Below are 24,167 nucleotides of genomic sequence, written 5' to 3' on the forward strand. Positions count from 1 at the left end.
ACGCTCTGTTAAGCCAAGATCCGGTGTGCACTTCAATTTCAGTGGAATCACCTGTCACTGTTCATTGATGTACGTTGTGCGGCATACAGCGGCCAGTTGCTGAAGCCCTTTGGCCTTCGCCTGAATTACTGCGGCATTGGGCAGAGTGCAATGGAGCAAGCATAGACTTAAACGCCGTCACAGCAGAGCTGAGGCTCTGCACGGTATGACCCCGCCGGGCTCAACGGTGCTCCTAGCTGCAGCTCACTGTTGCCGCTGGCCGAATGCTGTCGGTGGTGGTCCCAGAACCTAGGTCAGCTAGCAGCAAGGTCATTAAGCTCCAGCTCAACACGCTTCAAAAGCGTGGATACATCTTCCCCCTCCAATAAGTAACTTTTTGCCAAAAGGGTAATTGGGTGGATGCCTAAGGCCTTCGCGAGGTCTTCAACCTTTTCGATTGAAGGGCTTTTCTTTCCATTCTCAACCTCGCTTACATACGCTTGGCTGGGAGCTAGCGTCTCCTGCGACAACCCTCTGTGCAGTCGACTTTTTCTTAGCGCTAACCCAAACGCGATCTTCCGTTCCATTTGTACGACTCACAAAAGGAACGATGAAGCCGTTCAAGCATGGAAAGGACTATACTCGATAGCGATATTATAGCGACGGGGGTGCACCGTGTTCCGCACTTATGACTGGGCTGAAGCCATTTCAGTACCTCTTTTCGAGGATGATTTTCGCGTTTGGACTTATGTCGAGTACGACGTCGGCGGGGTTTGGTTTCACGTCCAGATCGAGGAGCGTGTACGTACAAAATGGCGTCGTTTTAATCTCATGATTAGCGGCGAATTTGCACTGCGATCTTTGATTGCCCGGCAGTCTGAGGACCTGGTAGTAGTCGACGTACAGCTAGTTAGCGCTAGTGAGGTTAACAACAGTGGACGGCTAATGATGGAGCCACTAGTCAAAGCTGAACATCTCTACCAAAAAAGAAAGAAGGGCGTTCTTTACGAGGTCGATAGTGGTCGGCGCTATTTGGTGGGTGATCCGACTCTTGATCCGGCTCGGTCTGAAGGCCATGACCTGATTTTTGATTCATCCATGTGTCTAGGCTCTCAGCTTCTTTGTCCGTCAAAATAGTGTGAAAGCATGGATTATTAGATTTTGGTGTCAGTTAGTCCGTCGTGATCGGCTAAAAAATCTACAAAGCTAGCTTTATGCGCAATTATGCAAAAATTCATAATTTGTCCCGAAGCGTGACAGGGTGATGGTTTATGGTCGCATGCGGATTACTGTGTCGGGCTTTACCCTTGTCCAAAAAATGCCAGCGGCAAGGAAAAGAAATGTTTCCTTTAAGTGCTGAAAATAGCCTTAAAGACAATATTTCTTTACTTACGGCTAACCACTGGTCCAGTGAACGTTGCAACCCTGACCGGCTGAAACCGACCCATTGCAGCCGGTGGCGATAGTCAAAAAACGACCGAGGCTGTGTAAAAACGTTTTTGAGCGCGACAGGTACTCAAAATCGGACTGGAAATCGCGTTTCTACGCGAAATCCACATCTGCTGACGTGCCGATAAATTTCAGATTTAACGTAGATGCGCATACTTCAATTTTTGTGAAGCGTTTTTACACACTCTGGACCCATTGCAGCCGGTCGCGACAGGCAGCACAAGGCCAGAAGCGACTGTCAACGCAGGTCTGCTTCCCGCCAGAAGCGCTTGGTTCCGATCCTGCTTCGGATCAGACACTTAGGCGTTGATGTTGGTCTGGCCAATGTCACCACCGAAGATCGCAAGAATGTTGGATCTTTCGGCTGCCCCGACAATTGCCGAGATCGCCATGACCAAGGTCGTCACCAGGGTGAGTTTCGATAGCCACTTGCGTATAGGAATCATCTGACTTGCTGCTTGCTCGCTGGGGTTTGTGGAGCAACGGAACAGTAAGTGCACTTAAGCCCTACCATCTTCTCTCAGCGCCATAATCTAGGTTCTCTTCAACCCCATCCCTTCCTTGATTCCGTACTTAACTACGGAGATAGAGTCGACTCGTGGAAATAAAACCCGAGAGGAGGCTGTTATGAAATACCTAAGACTACTGCTGATAGTTGGTTCGACTCTGCTGTCATCCACGATATGGGCCGAGGGCGGGAGCGATCGTTCGATTGAGCGGGCCGCCTCTATGCACGACAAGGCTGAGGCGGCCTTGGTGGTGAAGATTGAGCAACGAGGGGGCACGGCGGCTAGCCGTGTCGAAGAGCAGCCCGCCTGTTCACCTGCAGGGTAGGACATGAGCGACCGCCGCACGCTCCACTCAACCAGACTCAGCGTGAGCCGTCCTGATAAGGCGCGAGCGTAGATGTCAGTTACCCATCTGTGGCCTCTGCAAGTGCTCCTTCGGCCATTCAGCGGCGCTCATTGAGCGTCGTTTTTTTTAAGCCCCCAGCCGACCAACAGGGGCGCCTTACGAAACGGCTGATCGTAGGTCAACGCGGCACTTTGTTGCTATGCAGTGAAAGGATCAGCGGACAGGAAACAGTCCCGTGGCTCGCACAACAGTCCTGAACCAGTTGCTCCAAAACTGACTCGATCCGCTTCAAATCCGCAAGTTTCCCGCGCACATCCCCAAGCTTCTGCTCAGCGAGCACACGCGCGTCATCGCAGTGAGCGCCGTCATCCAGCCTCAATAGCCCCGCCACTTCTTCGAGGCTAAAGCCCAGCCGTTGCGCGGATTTGACGAATTTCACCCGTGCAACATCCGCCTCGCCGTAGCGGCGAATGCTGCCGTAGGGCTTGTCCGGTTCGGGCAACAGCTCCTTGCGTTGATAGAACCGGATGGTTTCCACGTTGACCCCGGCCGCCTTGGCGAAAGCGCCGATGGTCAGTCTTTCAAAATTGTTTTTCATATCGCTTGATTCCGTACATGACTACGGAAGTAACCTTAAACCATCGACCGAATACTCGATAGGAGAAATGCATGTCTGGACCATCAAACGGGCGCACCCCTCTTGTCGCTGGGGTGCTTGCAGCGATTCTCGCCTCGACTTGCTGTCTTGGGCCGTTGGTACTGATCGCACTGGGATTCAGCGGGGCCTGGATCGGCAACCTGACCGTGCTGGAACCTTACCGCCCGATCTTTATCGGCGGGGCGCTGATCGCGCTGTTTTTTGCCTACCGGCGAGTTTTTCGACCGCAACACGCTTGTAAGCCGGGCGAAACCTGCGCGATCCCTCAGGTACGTACCACCTACAAGCTGCTTTTTTGGGTGGTTGTGGCATTGACGCTGGTCGCGCTCGGCTTCCCTTACATCCTTCCCTTGTTCTACTGATCAGGAGTAAACCATGAGAAAACTGCTTGCATCCTTAGCCCTCGCCACTCTCGTCGCCACACCTGTCTGGGCGGCCATGCAGACCATCACCCTGGCGGTACCGGGCATGACCTGTGCTGCCTGCCCGATTACGGTGAAGAAGGCGTTGACCACGGTCGATGGCGTGACCAAGGCTGAAGTGAGTTTCGAGAACCGCGAGGCCATCGTCACCTTCGACGATACCAAGACCAATGCCCTGGCGCTGAAAAAGGCGACCGAGGACGCTGGTTATCCGTCCAATATCTATCAATAGGAGGCCATTCTGATGGCAAACCCTCTCAATCTGTTCACTCGAATCGGTGACAAGGCCGGTTCCGTCGGCGTGCTGATTTCTGCAATAGGCTGCGCCATGTGCTTTCCCGCCCTTGCTAGTCTGGGGGCCGCAATCGGTCTGGGCTTTTTGAGCCAGTGGGAAGGCCTGTTCATCACCACGCTGCTGCCCCTGTTTGCTGGACTGGCTCTGCTCGTTAACGCCCTTGGCTGGCTCAATCATCGGCAGTGGAAACGGACTGCGCTCGGCCTGATCGGTCCTACCCTGGTGCTGGCAGCGGTATTTTTTATGCGGGCTTACGGCTGGCGGAGCGGCTGGCTGCTTTATATCGGCCTGGCCCTCATGTTTGGTTTGTCGATATGGGATTTTGTGTCGCCTGCCAACCGCCATTGCGGGCCGGATTCCTGTCCGACTCCGCAGAAAAAATAATCCCGACAAGAGATCCATCTGAGGAATATCGCTATGACCAAACTAAAAATCATTGGCATGACCTGTGCCTCCTGCGTCGAGCATGTGAAAGATGCCTTGGAGAAGATTCCGGGCGTGCATCAGGCGGATGTTGCCTACGCCAGCGGGCAGGCTGAATTGAAGGCCGACAAGGGCGTAAGCCGAGAGCAAATGCAGGCCGCCGTCGAGGCCCTGGGGTATCGAGCGACGTTCGAAGACGCCACAACACCAGTCCGTCACGGCCTGCTCGACAAGGCTCGGAGCTGGCTGAGCGGTGGCACTGACGCCGGGAAAGAGGGTGACAGACTGCACGTTGCGGTCATCGGCAGCGGTGGCGCCGCCATGGCGGCCGCGCTCAAGGCGGTGGAAGGCGGTGCGCGCGTCACGCTGATCGAGCGCGGCATCATCGGCGGCACCTGCGTCAACGTGGGCTGCGTGCCCTCCAAGATCATGATTCGCGCCGCGCATGTGGCCCATCTGCGCCGCGAAAGCCCGTTCGACGCCGGGCTTTCCGCCATGACGCCGACCGTCCTGCGCGAACGTCTGCTCGCGCAGCAACAAGACCGTGTCGCCGAACTGCGCCACGCCAAGTACGAAAGCATCCTGGAGAGCACGCCGGACATCAGCGTGCTGCGCGGCACCGCCCGTTTCCAGGACGGCCACACGCTCAGCGTGGAACTGGCCGAGGGTGGCGAGCGCATCGTGGCCTTCGACCGCTGCCTGGTTGCCACCGGCGCAAGCGCGGCCGTTCCGCCGATTCCAGGGCTGAAAGACACGCCGTACTGGACCTCGGACCAGGCACTGGCGAGCGACACAATCCCTAAGCGGCTCGCCGTGATCGGCGCCTCCGTAGTGGCGGTGGAACTGGCGCAGGCCTTCGCCCGGCTGGGTAGCGAGGTCACGATCCTGGCACGCAGTGCGATGTTCTTCCACGAAGACCCGGCCATCGGCGCGGCGGTGACGGAGGCCTTCCGTATGGAGGGCATCGAAGTGCTGGAGCAAACGCAAGCCAGCCAGGTGTCCCACGCCAACGGCGAGTTCGTACTGGCCACCAACCATGGTGAGTTACGTGCCGACCAACTGCTCGTCGCCACCGGCCGCACGCCCAATACCCAGGGCCTGAACCTGGACGCGGCCGGCGTGCAGCTGGACGAGCGCGGTGGCATCCAGATCGACCAGGGCATGCGCACCAGCGCAGCGGATATCTATGCGGCCGGCGACTGCACCGACCAGCCGCAGTTCGTCTATGTGGCGGCAGCGGCTGGTACCCGCGCGGCAATCAACATGACCGGCGGCGAGGCCAAGCTCAATCTCGACGTCATGCCGGCCGTGGTGTTCACCGATCCGCAGGTGGCCACCGTCGGCTACAGCGAAGCCGAGGCGCAGCACGCCGGCCTCAAAACCGACAGCCGCACCTTGACCCTGGACAACGTGCCGCGCGCGCTGGCCAACTTCGACACGCGGGGTTTCATCAAGTTGGTCGCCGAAGCGGGCTCCGGCCGGCTGCTGGGCGTGCAGGCGGTGGCCCCGGAAGCGGGCGAACTGATCCAGACGGCGGTGCTCGCCATCCGTGCCCGGATGACCGTGCAGGAACTGGCTGACCAGTTGTTCCCCTATCTGACGATGGTCGAGGGGCTGAAGCTCGCCGCACAGACCTTTAACAAGGACGTCAAACAATTGTCCTGCTGCGCCGGGTAATGAGAGAGGGAGGTTGAAACATGAGCAACACGGCAGACGATCTCGGTAGGTGCGACAGCCTACGCAAGACATGGCAGGTGATCAGCATCTGGGGGCTGCCTGCCGTCGTGTCCAGACTGCTACTGGCTCTGGGGGCTACACCGTTGCTCCTCTGGCTACCTGAGCGCTTGGCTGGAAGGAAATATCTGGGCGCCCCAGTTTACGTTGAAGACCGGGAGTGTCGGTGATGAATTCCTACTCCATATCCAAATTGGCCGAGGACGCGGGCGTCAGTGTCCATATAGTCCGCGATTATGTGCTGCGCGGCTTGCTGCATCCCGCGCGGCGCACGGAAAGCGGTTACGGCATTTTCGATGAGCGGTCCCTGGCGCGGCTGTGCTTTGTGCGTGCCGCCTTCGAGTCCGGTATCGGACTCGACGAATTGACACGGCTCTGTCGAGCGCTCGATGCAGACGATAGTACCGATGTGATCGGGTGTATCGACCGCTTGCTTGTGCAAATCGCGACACGGCTGGCAGCTTTAGCCGCAGTGAAAACGGAGTTGGTCGGACTGACCCATCGCGCCGTCGAAGGTCACACCCATGCGTAATACCAACCAATTCGAATCAATCAAAATGCCCCGCTGGCGCGCCTACACATGGGGTGTGCTCGCCGCGCTCACTTGCTCCTGTCATTTGCCGGTGTTGGCATTGCTGCTTTCAGGGACTGCGGCCGGGGCCTTTGTCAGCGAACATTGGAGCCTTGCCGCGCTCGCACTGGCGGTTGTCTTCATCCTTTTCCTGAGAGCGGCACTGCGGGCCTTTCAGGAGCGGCGGTGACCAGCTCAGACACTGCGCGGTCTCCGCTACCGAATTGCGGCAGGCTCGGGAGCGTCGGGAATTTTTGCTGCACTACCAGCCGGAGGTCGATCTGTGCACCGGTGCGGAAGGGTTACTAGGTTTTCTTGGACGATGGAGGAACCCCATCATGAACGCAAACCACACCCCACCATCAATTGCTGCGAATGTTGCAAGGAAGGTTCCCTTGACACCGCGCTTATTCCAGAAGGTACCGAGTACGTCGTGCACTTCTTTGGCCTGGAGTGCTTTCAGCGTTCCAAGTCGCGCGTGGATGAGAGCGCGGCATCCGAGCCTGGCCATCCTTGCACACCAAAGGTCAGTACCCGTCACGACGGCTAAAACAGCAATGAAATGGGACAGGAACTATGGAAAACACGCTGTACATCACCAAAATCGTTGAAAGCCTCTCGTCTGCGAATAGCACTGATGATTTCGCGGACCTCTTCGTTGCTCTTCTTCGCCAGATTGCCTTGGGAAGTCCAGTTTCACGAGAGACGCTTGGAGCTGCGCTCAGTTGGTCTACCGAAAGAACCGCGGCGGCACTTGACCAGATACCCGGCACCGAGAACGACGAGGAGGGGAACATCGTCGGCTATGGCTTGACGCTGCGCAAGACGCCTCATGCTTTTGAAATCGATGGCCGACGCCTCTACACCTGGTGTGCACTGGACTCCTTGATGTTCCCCATGATAATTGGCAAGGAGGCGCGCGTGCTTTCGCGCTGCCCCGCGACAGGAGCGCCAGTGTCGCTCATCGTGACACCGGATCAAGTCAGTCATATTGAGCCTGCGGAAGCAGTGGTATCGCTGCTGCTGCCGGATGAATCGTCCGACATCCGCCGCTCCTTTTGCTGCCATGTGCATTTTTTCGCCTCTGCCGCTGTGGCCGACAAATGGATGTCGCAACACGGCGAGACGGCGATTGTTGTTAGTGTTGACGAAGCGTTTCGTCTGGGGCACGCGATCGGTTGCAAATTGTTAGATCCTGCCGGACCAGCCCCATCGTGAATGCCTACTCGTGGTCAGGTCGGATGCAAGCGCCTGGTCAAATGGAGTGCAAATGGGTGGTCACGTCGAGGCAATTACACAGTCCGCTGCGTACTGCTGTGCGCGCTAAAATTCCCCCGCCTCGTTTCACCTGGGTAACCGTCCGCTTTTGGCCGTTTTCTGCCGGTCATGGTGACGGAAGGTGCTGGTCAAGTCCGATGCAAATGGGTGGTCAAGTCCGTGCACTACCATTTCGAGCATATCAATGACCCAGACCTGTCCGAATACTTCGTGCCGGTTGAATGGCTACACACGGTCCCGGTCGAACAAGCCATAAAGGAGGTCGGTATGTTCGGTAACCAGAACACAGTATTTCGTCCGATCACTCCTAAGTGGCGCTGGACGATAGAACGGTTGAAGCACCGTTTCCAAATCTCACTAGAGTAAAGACCATCAAACGAGCACTTCGGAAGGCAGCCACAAAACCTCTCCGCTCGGATTGGGTGTTGGTACCAATGCTGATTTGACCCTGTAGGCTCATTACATAGCGGCAAATTTGCGACTGTGATCATAAGATCGATCCAGTCGAGGCGGCCCAAGGTGTGTTTCTTGTGCGCTCAAAAGTGGTGTGCTATTTCGCATCCAGGGCGGCCAATTCTTTCAATAGGGACGCGACATCCGCTCGCAGGCGATTATTTTCGTCGGCGAGCCGTGCATGTTCTTCTTTGTCTCGGTAAGTGGCGCTGCCACGAATGCGTCGTTGTGTATCCCGAACATACGCAGCCTGGCTGCCTAAACTTTCCTGGCCCAATGCCTGCGCGAGCGACATGGACAGCGATTCTCCGCTGGTATCCAACCCAAGTTCTATTCGAGCGTCTAAATCACGTTCCAGATAAGCGTTGGTGAAGCCTCTGCGCCAAGCGTGCAGTCCCGCCCCCCAAGGCCACCCTAAGGCATGTCTGGCTCGGTTGAACAAGGTTGATACCGCCCCTGCTGTAAGAGGCTGACCAGTTCGATCATTAAGGAAAATCTCGGATCGCGAGCTTCCGGTCTGCACGACACAATCAGCACGCTCTTTGTCGATGAAGTCCAGTAGTCGAACGACCATACGACCAGGTAAATCAAAGCTATTGCTATAGCCAAATTTCTGATGCGTCGGGGTCACTGAAAAGTCCTCATGGGGCTGTGCACGCGCGGCTGCGAAATCGGTTACCGTTAAACTCAGTATCGAGCCTCTTCGCCAGCCAACTGACCAGGCGAGCTCGAAAATCAGGCAGTTGCGTAGTGCCAGGTGCGAAGGATATGTGTCGTAAAAATACGCAGTAAGTGCTGATCGATGGGACTCACCGGGCACAAATCCCAAGCGATGCTTGCTGCGCTCACCAGCATGTGCAAACGTCAGAGGATAACGCTGGCGGTTACGATCCCGAGGGTTGGTGTCCGACATTAACGTGCTCGTGATCTGGCAATGATGGCTCCCCAACAGGTGTCGATCTGCGCCATAGCCTGGATCTTGCTGCAGCCATGCGTAGAACATATACACATTACGTAGATCCAAGTTAATCGAACGTCGCCGTGCTTGAGGGCTTTTGCCGCAATTAGCCGCTCGCTTTTCCATCAGTTCATTACGAAATAGCTTTAAAGTTGAATCCGTTACATCCCACATCCCCAATCGTTGGCCATGCAGAAAACGAAACCACTTCACCAATGCATATGCCCGGTTTTCGATTGTTTTCGGATTGAGCTCGCTGACATCGACACAATCGATGATGTAGTCCACAAATGGCCAAATGGTGTAGCCGTTTAGGTCACACAAATGCCAGTACGTGTTGCCATCCCCCGCGACATCTCGACGCAATACAATCGGGGAGTCACTGATAGCCATCAGAATCACTCACAATTTGAGCATGTGCCTCGGTCATTAGCTGTTTACTCAGTGCTAGTACAGCGTCGCGGCTCACAGATGCAGGGTCTTGATCTGGATCTATCGGTGAGGCGTCGACGGCAGCCACAATTACGACACGCTCACGTGCCAACGTGCGTAATGCTGACGAAAGGGGAAATGGAAGCCTGCTTATCGGCCAAGGAAGAATTACGGTCGCCACATCCTCGGACTCAATGGAATCTAACGTCGTGACGGTGAGGGTTTCATCGGTGGGCATAGCTGGTACTTGCGCGCGAGCCTTTCGCCAGTGCAGCTCGAAGGCAGTGCATGCATTTTGGTCAGCAAATAACACCGCGACTGAGCCATTTTTTGATTGTTGAAAACATACTCCTATTAGGGCGCGTTCGTAGTCCTCTAGTTTTACTCTAAGCACTGATATTCCGGTTTGTTGTGATTTTTTTGAGCAATAGATCGGAGCATTCTTCAGAACGGAAATATTCGGTTCGCTGGAGTGACGCTTTTCGAGTTCGTTTAAGGTGAAGTGATCTCTCAGGTGAACGGCCGCCAATCCGCTGTACGTTAAAAGTGCTGCCACCACAGCGCTATTTGCTGATGCTAATCCGTCATCAATCACAATCAAACGGTTGGCATCAGCGGCGCAAACTAATGCGCGAGTCAGTGCGTCCAGACGCTGTGATGATGAAACCCAAATGACGGTACGGTTTTCGGATGACGTAACCCCAGATAAGCCTTCTTTGGAGGTGGTAATTAGAGTTTTTGCCGATTTCTTACGCAAGCGATCTGCAAGTAACGGACTTTCAACGATTATCTGGGCAGTTTCGTTTTTGATGATCAGTGCGTCGATTAATGATACGAGGTAGGTATCACGGAGTGTGGCTGACTGACCGCGCACCCAACTGATCCGACCCCCTAACGTGTACTGGATTACGTCCCCAACAGACATTGGTCGTTGACTTGTTATTTTGGGGGCTTTGACATTGGTTAGGATCGCCAGTGTTCTGGTCACAAAGGCCAATTGTCTTGCTGTTGCATCGTTCAGCCAAATGTCAGTGGCTAAGCGCGATATCTCGCCAGCTTCTTCTGCGAGCCGAATAGCGGTACTCGTTTCGTCCACTTCAATGCTCAGCAGTGCAGCTACGGCCTTTTGCAACTCTGCATTCTGCAACCCAAGCAGGCCGCAGTCATGGCTGTGATGCATCGCTGCCTCTACCGCGGCCTTCAGGCGCCGCGGGTCTTCGTTATGAATTCCCATACTCCTTGCGATTGCATCAGTCTCCTCAAAAGACGTAAATGCCAGCAATCGATAGGGGTTTACCAATAGCTTTTCGTAGGCCTCGCAACCGTAATGATCTTGCAGTTGCTCGGCCAGTTGGTCAGCTCTGTTCGATATGTGCATGGTTTTGATCAAGGGCAAGCGATGTGCATATGTTTGCCAGAATCTGATCGTCCTCTCAGCGATTCGATGACCTGAGGGGCCACCCAACGTCTCCGCCAACGAGTTGATGTTGGACATAGATAGGATCTCGACCAGCGAATCATTCCATCGTGCTAGCCAGCGGTTAGCACGATGCTCTAGGAGGCCTGGAACGTTGAAGCAAAGGAAGGGGATGATGAGTGCGGTTGAAGGTACACACCTTTCACCTTGGACAATTTCCCATTGCTCGCCCGCCTCAGGGTGATAGTGGCTCATACCGTTGAAAGTCCATACCTGTCCAGGGGACGGGCGAGAGTTGAGTGCGTGTGCAGGGATTCTGGCGCGCCATGTTCCCGATGCGGTCCGCCAGCGCATAGAGACGGCGCCATCGCTCGTGTCGAACACACTCTCCACGAGTCCGACATGCTGAGACAATAAACTTTCCCCAACCGGTGCAGGGATCATGGATGAAGACAACGACCGGTGGTCAATAGGAGCGTTACGGATCGCAATTTCCGCTTCAGTGCAGCATTTTCTTCCCTCAGCGCGGTAATTTCGCACTCTAGTGACGAAGCTTCGGGTGTTGGCTCGCGCCGTGGGCGTGAGGGATTTAACTCGTCCAAAGATGCGACCAAAGCGCGTAGTCTAGGGTTGGAATCCAGTGTCGAACGGGTTATGCCCACGGCATTGCACAAGGCTGTTTTATTGACCCGACCGTGACGTCTGGGAATCGTATTGCCGGCCGACAGCCATGCTCGTAACCGCTTCACGGCAGCATCGGCTTTGGCATGAGAACTAGTTACCATGGGGGGCTCTCAGGGGGCTCACCTTTGACAACAATGCTGTTAGCTCGGCGTTTCGTTGACGCTCCTGGCTAAGCGCAATGGATGTGCGATCCAAGTTTTTCCTGAGCTCGAGGTTATCCCCTTCGTATTTCGCACACAGTTGCACATGTTCGCGCTTCAGCTGACGCAGTTCCCGCTGCTGTTCCCGAAGCTCTGCCACGCGTAAACCAATTGTGTGCTGGGCTACCCTCAGTGCTTGCTGAAGTCTACGTGCGGTGGTCGCACTGCCAGCCTCTTGTTGGTTTTTGGCACACTGACGTAATGTAGCGATAAGGCGGGCAGCTTGCTCGGCGCTGGCTGGGCGCTTGGATAATGTGTCGTTTCCAGTTACGGTCAATGACGGAAGATTTGCTTGCAGGCGGGGAGAGTTCTGGGAACCATCCCAGAGCTTGAACTGGCGCAAGCTGGTCGGAAAGAACTCCAATACCTTACGGTCCTGCGCATCAAGCAAAACATGCCCGTCCTCGTCCATCCGATATGGAATGCCTTTATCAACCCACTCTTGTAACAGAGCCAGCTTACGGTCTATGGCTGCTTGGGCGATTTGTTTTGCGACTTGAGATTGATGCAGTGTTTGGCTCACGAGTCGATCTTCCGCTCAGTATTGAGATTTTTTATCTGTTCAACATTTTTCCGCATTTGCTCTTCGGTGATGGAAATCAAGTGGATCAAGTTGTCATGATCAAAGGCTGCTCGGGCTTGCTGCAGAGGTGGTAGCAGGATGTCGTAGGCATCGCTCTCCAGTTGCTTCAGATCCTCCCTTAGATTTTCGAGATAGGCTTCATTGTTGAAATGGTAAGGGCACCCTTGGCAAAGGTGAGCACAAGCGTGCTCACGCGCCAAATCACCACTGCGCTCGCACCTCGCCTTTAAGTGGCGCCTTGCACTGGGGGCATGGCATTGACCGTGTGCCATGGGCTCCACGCGATAGCCCCGGCTCAATAGCTTTTTTGCTATTGGCGAGGACGCCCCACTGGGCTCAATTGTTAGATTGGGTTGCATTTGGCGATATAGTTTTCGGACGATGCGGCTAAATCCACCCGCTGTAGCTTGTCCTGATAGGATCTGTTCTAGAGCTTGCACCAGTTTCTCTTGCTCCACTTCGGCCATCGCGTCCGCAAGGTCTTGATGGCTTTCATCCAAAGCTGACCGCAAATGCTCATTTGCCACCGAAAAACGGGTTTGGCCGAGGGTCGTGCGAATCTGTTCTGCCAAGGGCCGAGTTGACGGATCTGTGACGTATATCCGCGTCATCGCTATATCTATGTGTCGTAATTGCTGCTTTAAGGCGCGTAGGTCCGCATGCTCGTACTGGTGGAAATACAAAATGGCGTAAAAACGACGAAACATATGTGCCGATAAACTTAGATCAGTAGCATTGCCATCAAGGGCCACTTGGAAAAAACTGATAAGAGATCTGGTCCGGTTCGTGTCGTTGGTAAAACTGAGGTGTGCTTCACTTTGGATACCGAGTTGGCTACGCCGGCCGCAGGTAAAGATACTGGTTCCTGGCTTCATGTTATTACCAGCCGGCAGGCAGAGCATTTGTAATGTTTCAAGACAGCGGATGGCATCAGCTGAGGTGCGGTTTATATAAAACGCATGTCGTTCGAAGTATGTTTTTTCGATGTAAAACAGTGTCTGGTAAATCCCAATATCGTCGTCGAGTACGGTCAAATCGTTCACCCGTAGACCGAAGTGGGCATCACATATTTCGCGGTTTCGCCGAGCGTTCATGGCCGCCAAAATTATCGCGCAGGAACACTGTACGGCACTTAGCACTTGGTCAACTGTGTGACTTTGTTCGCTCTTAGCATAGGTGCCGGAGGTTAGCCATCGAACTAGAGGCTTTTCCAGGAAATTGCTCAGTTTTTGAGTAGATGACTGTGCCGCTAGCCAAGAGTCTGACAGAGACGTAGGCTTAGAAAATTGACTCTCTGCAGAAGCAGCCTCTCTTAGTAACTCGATCAGCGATGGTGCAATTTCATATAGCATGCGTAGTGCCGCACTGATTACTCGAACGGCAACTTCCAATTTCAGGTTAGCTGTTCTGGTTGCCGCCTTTGTAGATAAGCGTCTGGATGTCTTTGCAGGTTGTACAGCAGAGCGTTGCTGCAATCGATCAACCACTGATGGTAGCAAGCACCAGTCATTCAACGAACTTAAAATATTGCGCACTACTTGACGGCCGACTGGGCCCGCATCAGTGGTCTGACGGTCCTTCCACCCTGGAGTGAACGGTATTTTCAGCGTGCTTTCCAGTCGCGTTTTGATAGTCGTAGGGAGCGGCAGAATGCCGCCCCAGCCAATACGTTCACGCCAAAACGGTTGGCGCATTGTTTCGATATGCGGCACACCATTACGAGTTTTGTAATGAAAAGCAGATTTCAGCTCCAGCGAAGTCGTCAGGTCTAAGGCGCGATGCCAACGCTCACTGATGTTGAGAGTTGCGACCCAGCCACCTTCGGCGTAGGTTTTCATCAAATCATCCATGTCATGTTTCGTTGCATCACTTAGGTGGTATACGCCCCGCGCTCTAAGCCAGTCTAAGACATGACGAAGTAGGTACAATTGTCGAGTGATCATCCTTGCTGAAGGCCGGTCCATCTTCGCGTTAAGCAATTTTCGATCAGCGATCGCCATTGCCGTATTTACATAACTCTGCTCATCACTCAGGCGAATAAACGAAGGTTGTCCTAGTGTTGGGGGTAGGATAAGAGCCGCCAAGTCAATGTTGTGAACTTTGATATCGTCTTGGAACTGAATACTTGTTCCCCTGTAGGCTATTTTTTTTGAAATCGGTATATAACAGTAGTTTGCTTCGGTATCTTTCAGCGGAAAATCGAAAAGTTCTGCAACGGAAATATTCATGAGAGCTTTTCCTTTGCCTTTTGGAGCAAGTCGGGGCGTTGCTCCTGAATAATAGAAAGCAGGACGTGTATATAGAGCAGTCGAGGAATGTGTAGATGGGAAAAAGCCCTGGGATTTGTTCGATTCAGCTCAGACCATCGAGACTGATAGTAGCGCAGGGTCCTCAAAGCCATTTCGAGCGTACGCTCTGTGACCGTCAGCCGATAATTGGGGCAGCCAAGGCCTTGTTGGCAGAGTATTCCAGAGCAAGGTTCACCAATAGACAATCGTTCATCAGGAGGGCCGGCATACGGGTTTGCGCAGGATCCGCCATCACCGGTTGGAAATAGTAGCGTTGGGTCCACATCCGCGCGGTTTAACTTACGGGTCGTGACGAGATCGTCACCACCTATAGAATAGGTCAATGATGATTCTATGCGGCGTTGGAATTGCAGCATATTGGCTTCATTCATGCGAAAAAATAGAGTGTTTTGGAGATAGCCATCCGTTACTAACAGTTGTTTATGACCCAGCAGGACGCGTACAGCCTCAACGTCACGTTGTGGAAGATAGGTTAGTGCTGATTTGAGGGGGCGAAGCTGCGAGGGTTTGAATATTTCCAAGTGATGGCGGCGGCAAAAGTTTTTAATACGCGGAGTGTCAGAGAAGCTGGATGTATGCTTGAACCCATCAGTCTGCCAGCCAAACCATACGCGTGATTCTGATGCAGCAATCAACCCTTGTTCTTTGAGTTGACGGTGGTTCCAAAGTAAGAGCGCAATAGCTTTGCATATCAGTCTTGAAGATTGGAAAACATCTACTATCGGGGTGTCGTCATCAGTTTTTCCCTTGTATCCTTGCAATTGATAGCCACCATGAGGTTGAGGTTGGATATCGGATAAAGTGAGTGTGCCAACGGCGCCTGGGTTCCAGCCAGTATGAATAAGAAGCGCAATAAATATGGCGACCAGTACGGCGTTAGGAAGTCGGTGGCGGGCATAGAACCAAGGGGCTGAGCTGGTGCGAAACTGATAGGCGGGTAATCCTTCTATGCAGGTTGCTACGTAACAGGTAGGATAAATCCCCTCTGGAAATCCGGTTTGATCGAACACCGGATTGTTCTGTTTTTGCTGCTGCAGTATTACCGCTGCTAGATCATTAGGCTCTGGTTTATTTTTGAGTCTTTTTTCCTTCGATTCAATCCAATCAATGACCCGTTGCCAAGTGTCTGCCGAAATGGAAGTGGTCAGCCATTGTTCTTGTAGTGTGATAACTTTTTCATAGAAATAAAATTCTTCAGCTATCGCGTCTTCAATAGCGATCTGCCGCTGAAGTAAGTTCTCGTGCGTATGGCGTACTAAGTCGTCCCAGTCGATGTGGGGCTGAAGCGCTAGCTCGTTTGGGAGTTCGTTCTTTGGTAAGTGTTTCCGACGTCTCAAGCGGGGGGAGTGCTCTTGGACGATCTCTCTGAGACTCTTGCCATCTCCCAGCGTGTCAGGCCCAAGCGCGATAATGCGCCGCGCGGCAGTAGAAAATTTGGAAGCTGTATCGGATGTTATATCGGGAGTATTAAAAAAATCTGTTTCAAAGGCGTGTAGGAGAGCCACTATATCGTTTTCTACGAGCTGCATGGCAGAGCGATTAAGTATTTTTTTGGTTGATTCACTCAAGCATTGTATAGCTCGACGGGTATGACTAATTACATTGCACTCTATAGGAGAAAGCATAGAGTTATGCGCAAGTGCCTCTATTCCTTGGCGAACAATGGATGATTGTAACCATTGACCAACATCCAGCGTGCTGCTGCCTTCCCTTTGACTCCCGGATCTTGTTCGCAACACGGAGAACGTAATGAAATCGCTTTTTGACATGCTTTCATCCCTGGACCTAGCGCTAAAAATAGTAGCCTTCCGAGAAATATCATTAATATTAATAACATGAATGTGCTCGGTCGGTAGGTACATGATTCGAGAGTACACTTCATGACGGCGACCAGTTGAAAGCGCGCCGGGAAGCGTACGCGGTCCTTGGCACGGGAGATCACGATGTGGCCGGATTCCAGTGGTTCCCGGAGCACCTCCAATTAGTTACCCCGATCTAACCACCAAAAAAACTTTGTCTTCTCATTTTTAAGAGTCGAATATTTTCGTTTCAGGAGTACGATGAGTTAGGCAGTGCGCTCCCTATAACTAAAGGAACCCCCAAAAAGGACAATAAATCCAAAATTGCAGTGGATGGTCGAGATGAAAACCATTCTTGAATGCTCCCATCGCGAATACAGAACCTTTGTAGCTGACGCAACCGGCGTTCGGTCAGTATTACCAATCATCGTCACCGAGCATGGCGTGCTGGATCAATTCGCTCGGTACATTCATCTCAATCGACTCAAAAGTCGCTCATGGCAAGACTCAGTGACTTTCGCCGTTCAACTGCTCCTAGAGTTCATGGAAGCCAACCAAAGCTTCTTTGATGCACCAAGGGCGTTGTTTTCGGCATTTTCAAATGCGCTCTTCACTGGAACGATTGAGAGGTTCAGCGATCCGTCAGGCCTTTGGTGGCAGCCTCGGCAACCTGAGGACGCGAGTAAACTGATTGGCCATATCACACGTTTTGCCGATTGGTTGTCAGTAATTAATGAAGACGCCCATCTGCAACTCAATCCCTGGAAGCAAGCTACTCGGCATGAGCAGCGGCTAAACTGGGCTGCCTACTCGCACCGGAGGGATAACGCTTTTCTGTCTCATCTTTGGCGAGAGAAACCTCCGACGGAATTCTCCCGTTTGAATCGTGCGTCGACACTACCAATTGATCGCCAAACCCCAGCCAAAACCTTTCCCGATGAAAAATTTGAATTGTTGCTAGAGGCGGGTTTTCGAAGACGGGCACGGGACACGCTTGGGTCGACGGACCTCCGCAATGTCCTACTTACCTACCTCATGCACTTTGGTGGGCTGAGGTTGTCCGAAGCGCTATCGCTTTGGAGCGATGACGTAAGTATTGAAGCCGGGGAGGTAATCGTCCGTGTATTTCATCCTCAATATGGCAGAGCGGATGACGGAACCAAACGTTCCGTAATCTTGCGGCAGCGTTACGGACTACAACCCAGAAATACGCTGGTAAAGGCCACCGACCCACTTTTCCTAGGCTGGAAAAACTGTCTCATCACCGACCCGCACCGGCGTTGCTTCGAGGTGTACTTTTACCCGCACGACGCCGGGCTCGTCTTCGCCGAGCTGTGGCGTGACTACCACTTAAAACAAAGAGTGGGGCCAATCGCCGGTGAAAACCATCCATATGCCGTTACTAATAAGTATGGCCAGCCTTACTCGCACCGCATGTTCCGCAAGGCTCATAAATTGGCCATTGAACGCATAGGTTTGAAGTACGCCAAGCTTCAGGGCACGACTCCACATGGCCATCGACATGCCTATGGTCAACGCTTAGCAGAAAATGGCGCAGATCCGCTGCTGATCAAAAACGCGATGCACCATGCATCTATCACATCAAGCCAAACCTATACACAACCAACCGCGACACAAATACGTCAAAACCTACGCAACGTGGAGGCGCAGCTGCAATTGCAGCACATTGATGATTCGGTGATTGATGCTAGTAAGGGGTGACGGTGATGCCTCGAAAAAGGACGGATTTTTACTCTTACACCGAGGCGCAGACGGTAAGCGAGGCGCTCGGTATTAAATGCGGGCGGGATTACCAAGCGAGCAGCCAGCTTTACTCAAGGCTACCCGTTGCTCCTGAAAAGTTCTATGCCGGTACTGGCTGGACAAATTGGTACGCGTTCCTCGGCAAGGAAAAGCGCGATGTTTACTCGACCTATACCGAGGCGCAAGTGGCAGCTCAAGCATTGAGCATCAGGGATCAAAAAGACTACAAAGCGCACTATCAAAACGATCCAAGGCTACCAAGTCACCCGGATAGGGTTTACGCCAGCGCGGGCTGGCTTGGCTGGCACCAGTTTTTGGGCAAAGACGAGCGGCATTTATTTACCACCTACACCGAGGCGCAAGCGGCAGCCCAAACGCTGGGCATCAGGGGCATGAAAGACTACCAAGCGCGTTATCGTGAGCACCCCCGACTGCCTGCAAAACCTTACTACGTCTATGCAGGTTCAGGCTGGGTAAATTGGTATGACTTCCTAGGCAAAGAAAAATCATCTTTCTATGCCACTTATGCTGAGGCGCAGTCAGCTGTTCAATCACTAGGCTTCAAAAACCGAAGGGATTACCTATCGAATTGTCGGCAACATCCTAGGCTGCATTACGAACCTCACAAGTTCTATGCTGGTGCGGGCTGGACAAATTGGTATGACTTCCTAGGCAAAGAAAAATCACCGTTCTACGCCACTTACGCCGAGGCACAGAAGGCTGCCCAAACCCTGGGGGTCACGAGCTCGAATGACTACAAGAGAAAGTTCCGAAACGATCCAAAGTTACCGTGTCACCCTGAAACTGAATATGCCGAAGCGGGCTGGACTGACTGGCACAAATTTTTGGGCAGAGTAAAGCGGCATATCTATATCACCTACAAGGAGGCGCAAGCGGCAGCCCAAGCGATGGGCATCAGGAGTATAAAAGACTACCAGGCACATTATGCTGACCATCCACGATTGCCTGCCGCGCCTCACCACACCTACGCGAGAACAGGCTGGAGGGACTGGTATGATTTCTTGGGGAATAAAAAACCTGACTTGTACCCCACCTACAACGAGGCGCAGGTGGCGGCTCAGTCCTTGGACATTAAAAGCGCGAAAGACTACCGCATGCGGCGTTTCCAAGACCCAAGGCTACCTACTCAACCCTCTCAACACTATATGAATGCCGGCTGGATGGATTGGTACGAGTTTCTGGGTAACGAAAAATCACAGATCTACACTACCTACGCTGAAGCGCAGACAGCTGCCAAAATGTTGTGCCTGAAGAGCCGGGGTGATTACAGGGCACGCTACCGACAAGATCCAAGGCTGCCTCATACCCCTAATCATACCTATGCTAATGCCGGCTGGACTGACTGGTATGACTTTCTGGGCAAAACCCGGACACCCATCTATGCCACTTACGCCGAGGCGCAGGCTGCTGCGCAGGCACTGGGTATCAAAGGTCAAGAAGAGTACCTGGCGCACTATCGGAGAGACCCACGATTACGGCGCCATCCCGAAGTTGTTTATGCCTTTGCAGGTTGGGAAAACTGGTATGAGTTTCTGGGTAACGAAAAACGCGATTTATACCCCACCTACGATGAGGCGCAAGCGACAGCTCAAGCTATGCGGTGCAAAAGCCGTGACGATTACCGAGTGCGCTTCCTCAAACACCCAAGGCTGCCTTCCAATCCAAATCAGTGCTATGCGGGTGCTGGTTGGATCGATTGGCACAAGTTTCTGGGGAATGAAAAAGCTCCTTTTTACCCCACCTACCTCGAGGCGCAGGCGGCTGCCCAGGTGCTGGGAGTCGAAAATGGGGTGGACTATCGGACGCGGCATCAGACCGACCCGAGGCTTCCTGCCAACCCGCAGCAATTTTATGCCGACGCGGGGTGGACGGACTGGTACACCTTCCTAGGCAAGGAAAAGCGTGAGTTTTACCCCACGTATGCGGAGGCAGAGTCGGCAGCCCAAGCGATGGGCATCAAGGGGGTCCATGATTACTACGTGCGCTATCGACTAGATCCAATGCTGCCTGCGACTCCGAGTCGGGTTTATGCCGAAACAGGCTGGACGGATTGGCACACGTACTTGGGCAAAACGAAAAAATACTCTACCTATACCGAAGCGCAATTGGCAGCTCAAGCACTGGGCATCAAGGGCTATAGAGATTACTTGGCGCGCTTTCGCGAAAACCCAAGACTGCCTGTTAGTCCCGCATCACATTATGCCAAAACTGGCTGGACCGACTGGTACGAATTCTTAGGCAGGGAAAAGCGATCTTTATATATAACTTATGCCGAGGCACAGGCGGCAGTTCATGCACTAGGCGTTAAAAGCATTTATGAATATAGAAGATGCCGCCAGAAAGATTCAAAGTTACCCGCTAATCCTTTTCGGTGCTATGCCGAGTTGGGCTGGAAAGACTGGCACGACTTTTTAGGTGCTGAAAAGCACCAAATTTATGACACTTATGCTGAGGCGCAGACGGCAGTCCAGGCGCTGGGCGCGAAAGGCCAGAAGGATTACCATCAGCGGTATCGGGAAGATCCAAAACTTCCTTCCAACCCGGAAGCTGTCTACTCTGAAGTTGGCTGGGCAAGCTGGTACGATTTTTTGGGAACCGAAAAACCTCTCGGAATATCGCCTGACTACCCAAAGGTATGGTCTGTCGTTCAAAAGTGGTTGGAGGATGAAACAAACCTAGATAAGAAGACGTTTTCCTTGAAACTCTTTTTGAGTGGCTATCTCAAACCCCAAGGTATACCTGATGACCCAAAATACCTCTTGTTGCGAACGAGTCCCTTCAACATAGAGGCTTATCAGCAACTCATTGAGGCACAGGCCGAATCTACAAAAAGGTCGGTACATAGCTCTATCACTGCATTCTTCAAGTGGGTGCTGAACGAGCACTGCACCGACATAACTGCCGAGGAGCGCAATATACTGCCAATCTATCGCAACCCTTTCGAGACGATTCTTGCCGGTTATGCGGATAGCTTGCAGTTTTATCGGCCCAACGAGTCTACAAAGGTGGTACTTGGCTATGAGTACATTCTTCGGGCGCGTCGATTCCTTGTGCCGAACGGCGAACAAGCTTTGCAAAGTCGACCAACACTAAAGGACTTACCCCACCTCCAAACGTTTTTTGATTCCGACTGGATGGAAGTTGATGAGTCGCAAATTGACCAGACCGATCCGAACTGCGTCTGGCGCGTCCTAACAGGTGTACTTCGAGTCGTCGATGGAGAACGACAGAAGATCGACGTTTACCAGATTTGGTCACCCGTTCGATTTTTAGCTAATTACACGCTGCTGCGTTTGCCGCTACGCGGCCAACAAATCATGTGGCTCGATAGCGGCGAGGCAGATGACGAGATTGCTGTTCTGGAGGCTGAGAACGCCAATGCTCGGTGGGTGAAAAACATCGGCCCCTTGGCGGGAAAAGGGAGCAAAAAGCGCCGCCCGCAGGGAGTCATACAACGCGGCTACAAAGGTGCACCCAATTTGTACGTAACCACCAACAAAACAGGGCGCTGGGAGGGCGGCTACGAAGTTGAGTGGATACCTGACGAACTTGTCTACTGGTTCGTGCTACTGCGTAACTGGCAAGCCAAATACAACCCTCTAACGGAGCCGACGCCGTGGTTGTCGTTGGAAGGGCGCATAAAGGCCAATAGCAAGATCCTAAAAGCGCGAGGAACCCAGTGTTTTCTCTTTCGTACAGACTCTTCGGGTCGACCGCTTAGTGCCAAGACAGCTTTCGACTACTCGTTGCCTGCGTTGCTCTATCAAATTCAGCGTGAGGGTGAAAATCTCGCGGCGGAAAACCGTAATGTCACCGGCCTGCGTTTGATCACCCCCTACACCCCGCATAGCCTGCGGGTCAGTTTGATTACCGCCTTTATCGTAGACGGCGATGCCCCCATCCACTTGATGTCAAAACTGGTCGGTCATTCATCTCTGGTAATGACGATCTATTACACCAAGCTAAACAGCGAGCAGATGAGGCGAACCATGGGCGAGACTGAAAAGCGCGCCGCCCAATTAGCCACTGAGCGTCAATGCGAGACAGTCAGGACCCAAGGGCTACACCCGCTTCGCCAAGTCCTGATTGCCACCGACGGAAATCGCTCTCTGATCGAAAACGATGTGCCGAACTCAGCATGCGTAGTATTCGATTGGGGAATTTGCCCAATGTCGGCAGCGGCTTGCCATATGGGTGGTGAGCTTCTGCACGAGAGTAAGGGGCAAAAAATGTATGGTGCCGTTGAAGCAGGTTACCTCGGGCAAAAAAATTGCCTACGTTGCCGATTCTTTATAACTGGTATTCCTTTCTTGGCAGGCCTGGTGGCACTTGCCAACGAAATAGCACTAGAGATTCACACTGAAAGCGGGCGCTTCCAAGGCTATGCGGCAGCAGTCGTGGCATTGGAGCAGGAATTTTACGACACCTGCCAAGCGAACAAGCCGGATATGAAACAGTCACAACGCAAGCAGGCGATTGCCAATGAGCAACAAAGCGCTGGGAAACTCGATAGCCTGCTGACAGACTACGCAGCCATCAATCACTACGTCCAAAGCTGCCTGAAGCTAATAAAGAAGACCAATCAGAGCGGTGAGCGCGTCAAAGAGATTAGGTTGATTATCTCTGGCGACCTACAGGAGATTGGCGTGGCAGTTGAGGAGTCCAGGACACAGTATCACCTGTTGGCCGAAATATGTCAGAACGCGACTATCTACCAATCGGCTAATCCTTCGCGTGCGATTCCGCTTATTTCCCAGGCTATCGACAGAATGGCGGAAAATAATAACTTGGCACCTGCTATGTTCCGCCTCACCGATGAGCAAAAGCTGATCGTAATCAACGAACTGAACAAACTACTCCTAGAGCGTCTTGGTTCCTGGGAGCGGATCGAAGACCTGTTTTCAGGTGACTTGATGCTGCTTGACATTGACGCGCACGAACCCAAGCTGACGCGCATTTCGATGGAGATTCAAAATCTTCTTTTGCATGGCGCCACTCACCCGCTTAGTCACGAGTTAAAACGCCATGAGTGAGCTACTGACATTGCCGCTTGAAACCTACGAGCGGCTTATGAGTGAGGCTAGCGACAGCCGGCGCAAGCGTAGTTTGGAAGCGTTAAATGAGACGTGCAGGCTGCTGCATGAGCGTAATTCTTCAGACTTCTCTTACAAATCGGTTATTACTCTTGGCAAGGATCGGGGGTTGCCCGTACCCGGCGAAAAATCCATCGTGAATTCGACTGGCACGCATTATCGAGAGCTCATCCAAGCATGGAAGTTGGCTTCGGTGCCAGGTAAAACCAAAGCCCACCCCAACGACTGGATCGAGCATATTGCAGACCCAGTGCTACGCATGAGTGTCACCTTGCTGGCCAAGGAGCTGCGAGCGCTCAAGTCGAAGGAAGGACGAAAGAGCCAACAGAGTGGAGCTCCGATAATTTTGAGCAATGCGGCGGCGCAGGCCGTTGCATTACAGCAACATCTGAACGGTGCGGAGTTGGCGGCGCTGCAAGCGGCAATCGAGCCGGCGGCCCTCAGACTTGTTGGGTTGTCGATTGGTAATCGGGGCGAAGTGATTGATGCATCCGGAAGACAAATTCACAAACCAGGTTTCCGCGATGCCATTGAAAAAATTCTGTCGGGGCAGGTGAAATGAAAAGCCAATTAGTCGGCAGAATGACCCCGCTGCGGAATTGCACTCAACTTGACCACCCGTTTGCATTTGATCTGACCAGTCTTTTGCATCGGATTTGACCATCACGCTTTGTTACCATGATCGGCAAAGAAAGGCCAGAAGCTGCCACTCGAAGCAGTCACCGCGACTTAGTTGCCCAGCAAAATAGCCCCCGCGCTGCAAAGCCTTTGACGCAGGAGCATCATCTGT

At 53.0% G+C, this 24,167-nt stretch carries 21 protein-coding genes and 2 pseudogenes; 14 read left to right on the forward strand and 9 right to left on the reverse strand.

Annotated elements, in window-relative coordinates; genetic code table 11:
• Positions 1-293: 293 nt before the first annotated feature.
• A complete protein-coding gene (locus AC1RDQ_RS05075) occupies positions 294-566 on the reverse strand; it encodes a helix-turn-helix domain-containing protein (protein ID WP_137220039.1) in 273 nt (90 codons plus the stop codon).
• Between the two features lie 88 nt (positions 567-654).
• Between AC1RDQ_RS05075 and AC1RDQ_RS05080 the strand changes: the two genes are divergently transcribed.
• Positions 655-1,116, forward strand: a complete 462-nt coding sequence (locus AC1RDQ_RS05080) for a hypothetical protein (RefSeq protein ID WP_492586581.1) — start codon at positions 655-657, stop codon at positions 1,114-1,116.
• A 611-nt stretch (positions 1,117-1,727) separates the two neighbouring features.
• Here AC1RDQ_RS05080 and AC1RDQ_RS05085 read toward each other — a convergent pair.
• Positions 1,728-1,874, reverse strand: coding sequence for a hypothetical protein (locus AC1RDQ_RS05085; RefSeq protein WP_492586583.1), 147 nt, complete (start codon positions 1,872-1,874; stop codon positions 1,728-1,730).
• A 181-nt stretch (positions 1,875-2,055) separates the two neighbouring features.
• Between AC1RDQ_RS05085 and AC1RDQ_RS05090 the strand changes: the two genes are divergently transcribed.
• Positions 2,056-2,262: a co-regulatory protein PtrA N-terminal domain-containing protein gene (locus AC1RDQ_RS05090; protein ID WP_277352211.1), complete on the forward strand. Its 207-nt coding sequence runs from the start codon at positions 2,056-2,058 to the stop codon at positions 2,260-2,262.
• Between the two features lie 199 nt (positions 2,263-2,461).
• On the opposite strand, the gene merR is transcribed toward AC1RDQ_RS05090, so the two are convergent.
• The gene (merR, locus tag AC1RDQ_RS05095; protein WP_168758829.1) at positions 2,462-2,881 is read right to left on the reverse strand and encodes a mercury resistance transcriptional regulator MerR; all 420 of its coding nucleotides are present in this window, start codon (positions 2,879-2,881) and stop codon (positions 2,462-2,464) included.
• Positions 2,882-2,952: 71 nt separating this feature from the next.
• Between merR and merT the strand changes: the two genes are divergently transcribed.
• The 9 genes and pseudogenes from merT to AC1RDQ_RS05140 form a co-directional block, all read left to right on the forward strand.
• Positions 2,953-3,303, forward strand: coding sequence for a mercuric ion transporter MerT (gene merT / locus AC1RDQ_RS05100; RefSeq protein ID WP_492586585.1), 351 nt, complete (start codon positions 2,953-2,955; stop codon positions 3,301-3,303).
• Positions 3,304-3,316: 13 nt separating this feature from the next.
• Positions 3,317-3,595: a mercury resistance system periplasmic binding protein MerP gene (merP, locus tag AC1RDQ_RS05105; RefSeq protein ID WP_492586587.1), complete on the forward strand. Its 279-nt coding sequence runs from the start codon at positions 3,317-3,319 to the stop codon at positions 3,593-3,595.
• Positions 3,596-3,607: 12 nt separating this feature from the next.
• Positions 3,608-4,042 carry an organomercurial transporter MerC gene (merC, locus tag AC1RDQ_RS05110; protein ID WP_168758826.1) on the forward strand — a complete coding sequence of 145 codons (435 nt, stop codon included), beginning with the start codon at positions 3,608-3,610 and terminating at the stop codon, positions 4,040-4,042.
• 33 nt (positions 4,043-4,075) lie between these two features.
• Positions 4,076-5,758, forward strand: a complete 1,683-nt coding sequence (merA, locus tag AC1RDQ_RS05115) for a mercury(II) reductase (RefSeq protein WP_492586589.1) — start codon at positions 4,076-4,078, stop codon at positions 5,756-5,758.
• 226 nt (positions 5,759-5,984) lie between these two features.
• Positions 5,985-6,347, forward strand: a complete 363-nt coding sequence (merD, locus tag AC1RDQ_RS05120; protein ID WP_492586591.1) for a mercuric resistance transcriptional repressor MerD — start codon at positions 5,985-5,987, stop codon at positions 6,345-6,347.
• Positions 6,340-6,576: a broad-spectrum mercury transporter MerE gene (merE, locus tag AC1RDQ_RS05125; RefSeq protein ID WP_492586593.1), complete on the forward strand. Its 237-nt coding sequence runs from the start codon at positions 6,340-6,342 to the stop codon at positions 6,574-6,576. The genes merD and merE overlap by 8 nt, the downstream gene beginning before the upstream one ends.
• Positions 6,577-6,708: 132 nt before the next feature.
• Entirely contained in the window at positions 6,709-6,936 is a 228-nt protein-coding gene (locus AC1RDQ_RS05130) for a DUF3330 domain-containing protein (protein WP_168758821.1), read from the forward strand.
• A 26-nt stretch (positions 6,937-6,962) separates the two neighbouring features.
• Entirely contained in the window at positions 6,963-7,604 is a 642-nt protein-coding gene (merB, locus tag AC1RDQ_RS05135; RefSeq protein WP_168758820.1) for an organomercurial lyase MerB, read from the forward strand.
• 222 nt (positions 7,605-7,826) lie between these two features.
• Positions 7,827-8,030, forward strand: a pseudogene (locus AC1RDQ_RS05140) (nuclease); the annotation flags it as partial.
• Positions 8,031-8,214: 184 nt separating this feature from the next.
• Here the strand turns inward: AC1RDQ_RS05140 and AC1RDQ_RS05145 are convergent.
• The 6 genes and pseudogenes from AC1RDQ_RS05145 to AC1RDQ_RS05170 form a co-directional block, all read right to left on the reverse strand.
• Positions 8,215-9,468, reverse strand: coding sequence for a site-specific integrase (locus AC1RDQ_RS05145; protein ID WP_492586595.1), 1,254 nt, complete (start codon positions 9,466-9,468; stop codon positions 8,215-8,217).
• Positions 9,455-11,002, reverse strand: a complete 1,548-nt coding sequence (locus tag AC1RDQ_RS05150; RefSeq protein ID WP_492586596.1) for a helix-hairpin-helix domain-containing protein — start codon at positions 11,000-11,002, stop codon at positions 9,455-9,457. The genes AC1RDQ_RS05145 and AC1RDQ_RS05150 overlap by 14 nt, the downstream gene beginning before the upstream one ends.
• A gap of 696 nt (positions 11,003-11,698) precedes the next feature.
• Positions 11,699-12,331 (reverse strand): hypothetical protein, encoded by a 633-nt coding sequence (locus AC1RDQ_RS05155; protein WP_492586597.1) that lies wholly within the window; start codon positions 12,329-12,331, stop codon positions 11,699-11,701.
• The gene (locus tag AC1RDQ_RS05160; RefSeq protein ID WP_492586598.1) at positions 12,328-14,619 is read right to left on the reverse strand and encodes a hypothetical protein; all 2,292 of its coding nucleotides are present in this window, start codon (positions 14,617-14,619) and stop codon (positions 12,328-12,330) included. Before AC1RDQ_RS05160 ends, AC1RDQ_RS05155 begins: the two co-directional genes overlap by 4 nt.
• A complete protein-coding gene (locus tag AC1RDQ_RS05165; RefSeq protein WP_492586847.1) occupies positions 14,616-16,469 on the reverse strand; it encodes a hypothetical protein in 1,854 nt (617 codons plus the stop codon). Before AC1RDQ_RS05165 ends, AC1RDQ_RS05160 begins: the two co-directional genes overlap by 4 nt.
• A 110-nt stretch (positions 16,470-16,579) precedes the next feature.
• Positions 16,580-16,681: pseudogene (locus AC1RDQ_RS05170) on the reverse strand (ATP-binding protein); the annotation flags it as partial.
• 160 nt (positions 16,682-16,841) lie between these two features.
• On the opposite strand from AC1RDQ_RS05170, the gene gmtY reads away from it, so the two are divergent.
• The 3 genes from gmtY to gmtX are packed head-to-tail and all read left to right on the forward strand — an operon-like array spanning position 16,842 to position 23,939.
• Positions 16,842-18,221 carry a gamma-mobile-trio recombinase GmtY gene (gene gmtY / locus AC1RDQ_RS05175; protein WP_492586599.1) on the forward strand — a complete coding sequence of 460 codons (1,380 nt, stop codon included), beginning with the start codon at positions 16,842-16,844 and terminating at the stop codon, positions 18,219-18,221.
• 5 nt (positions 18,222-18,226) lie between these two features.
• The gene (gmtZ, locus tag AC1RDQ_RS05180) at positions 18,227-23,317 is read left to right on the forward strand and encodes a gamma-mobile-trio integrase GmtZ (protein ID WP_492586600.1); all 5,091 of its coding nucleotides are present in this window, start codon (positions 18,227-18,229) and stop codon (positions 23,315-23,317) included.
• Positions 23,310-23,939 (forward strand): gamma-mobile-trio protein GmtX, encoded by a 630-nt coding sequence (gene gmtX, locus AC1RDQ_RS05185; protein WP_492586602.1) that lies wholly within the window; start codon positions 23,310-23,312, stop codon positions 23,937-23,939. The genes gmtZ and gmtX overlap by 8 nt, the downstream gene beginning before the upstream one ends.
• The last annotated feature ends 228 nt before the right edge of the window (positions 23,940-24,167 follow it).

Source organism: Pseudomonas sp. GW823-FHT02E01, assembly GCF_058797535.1.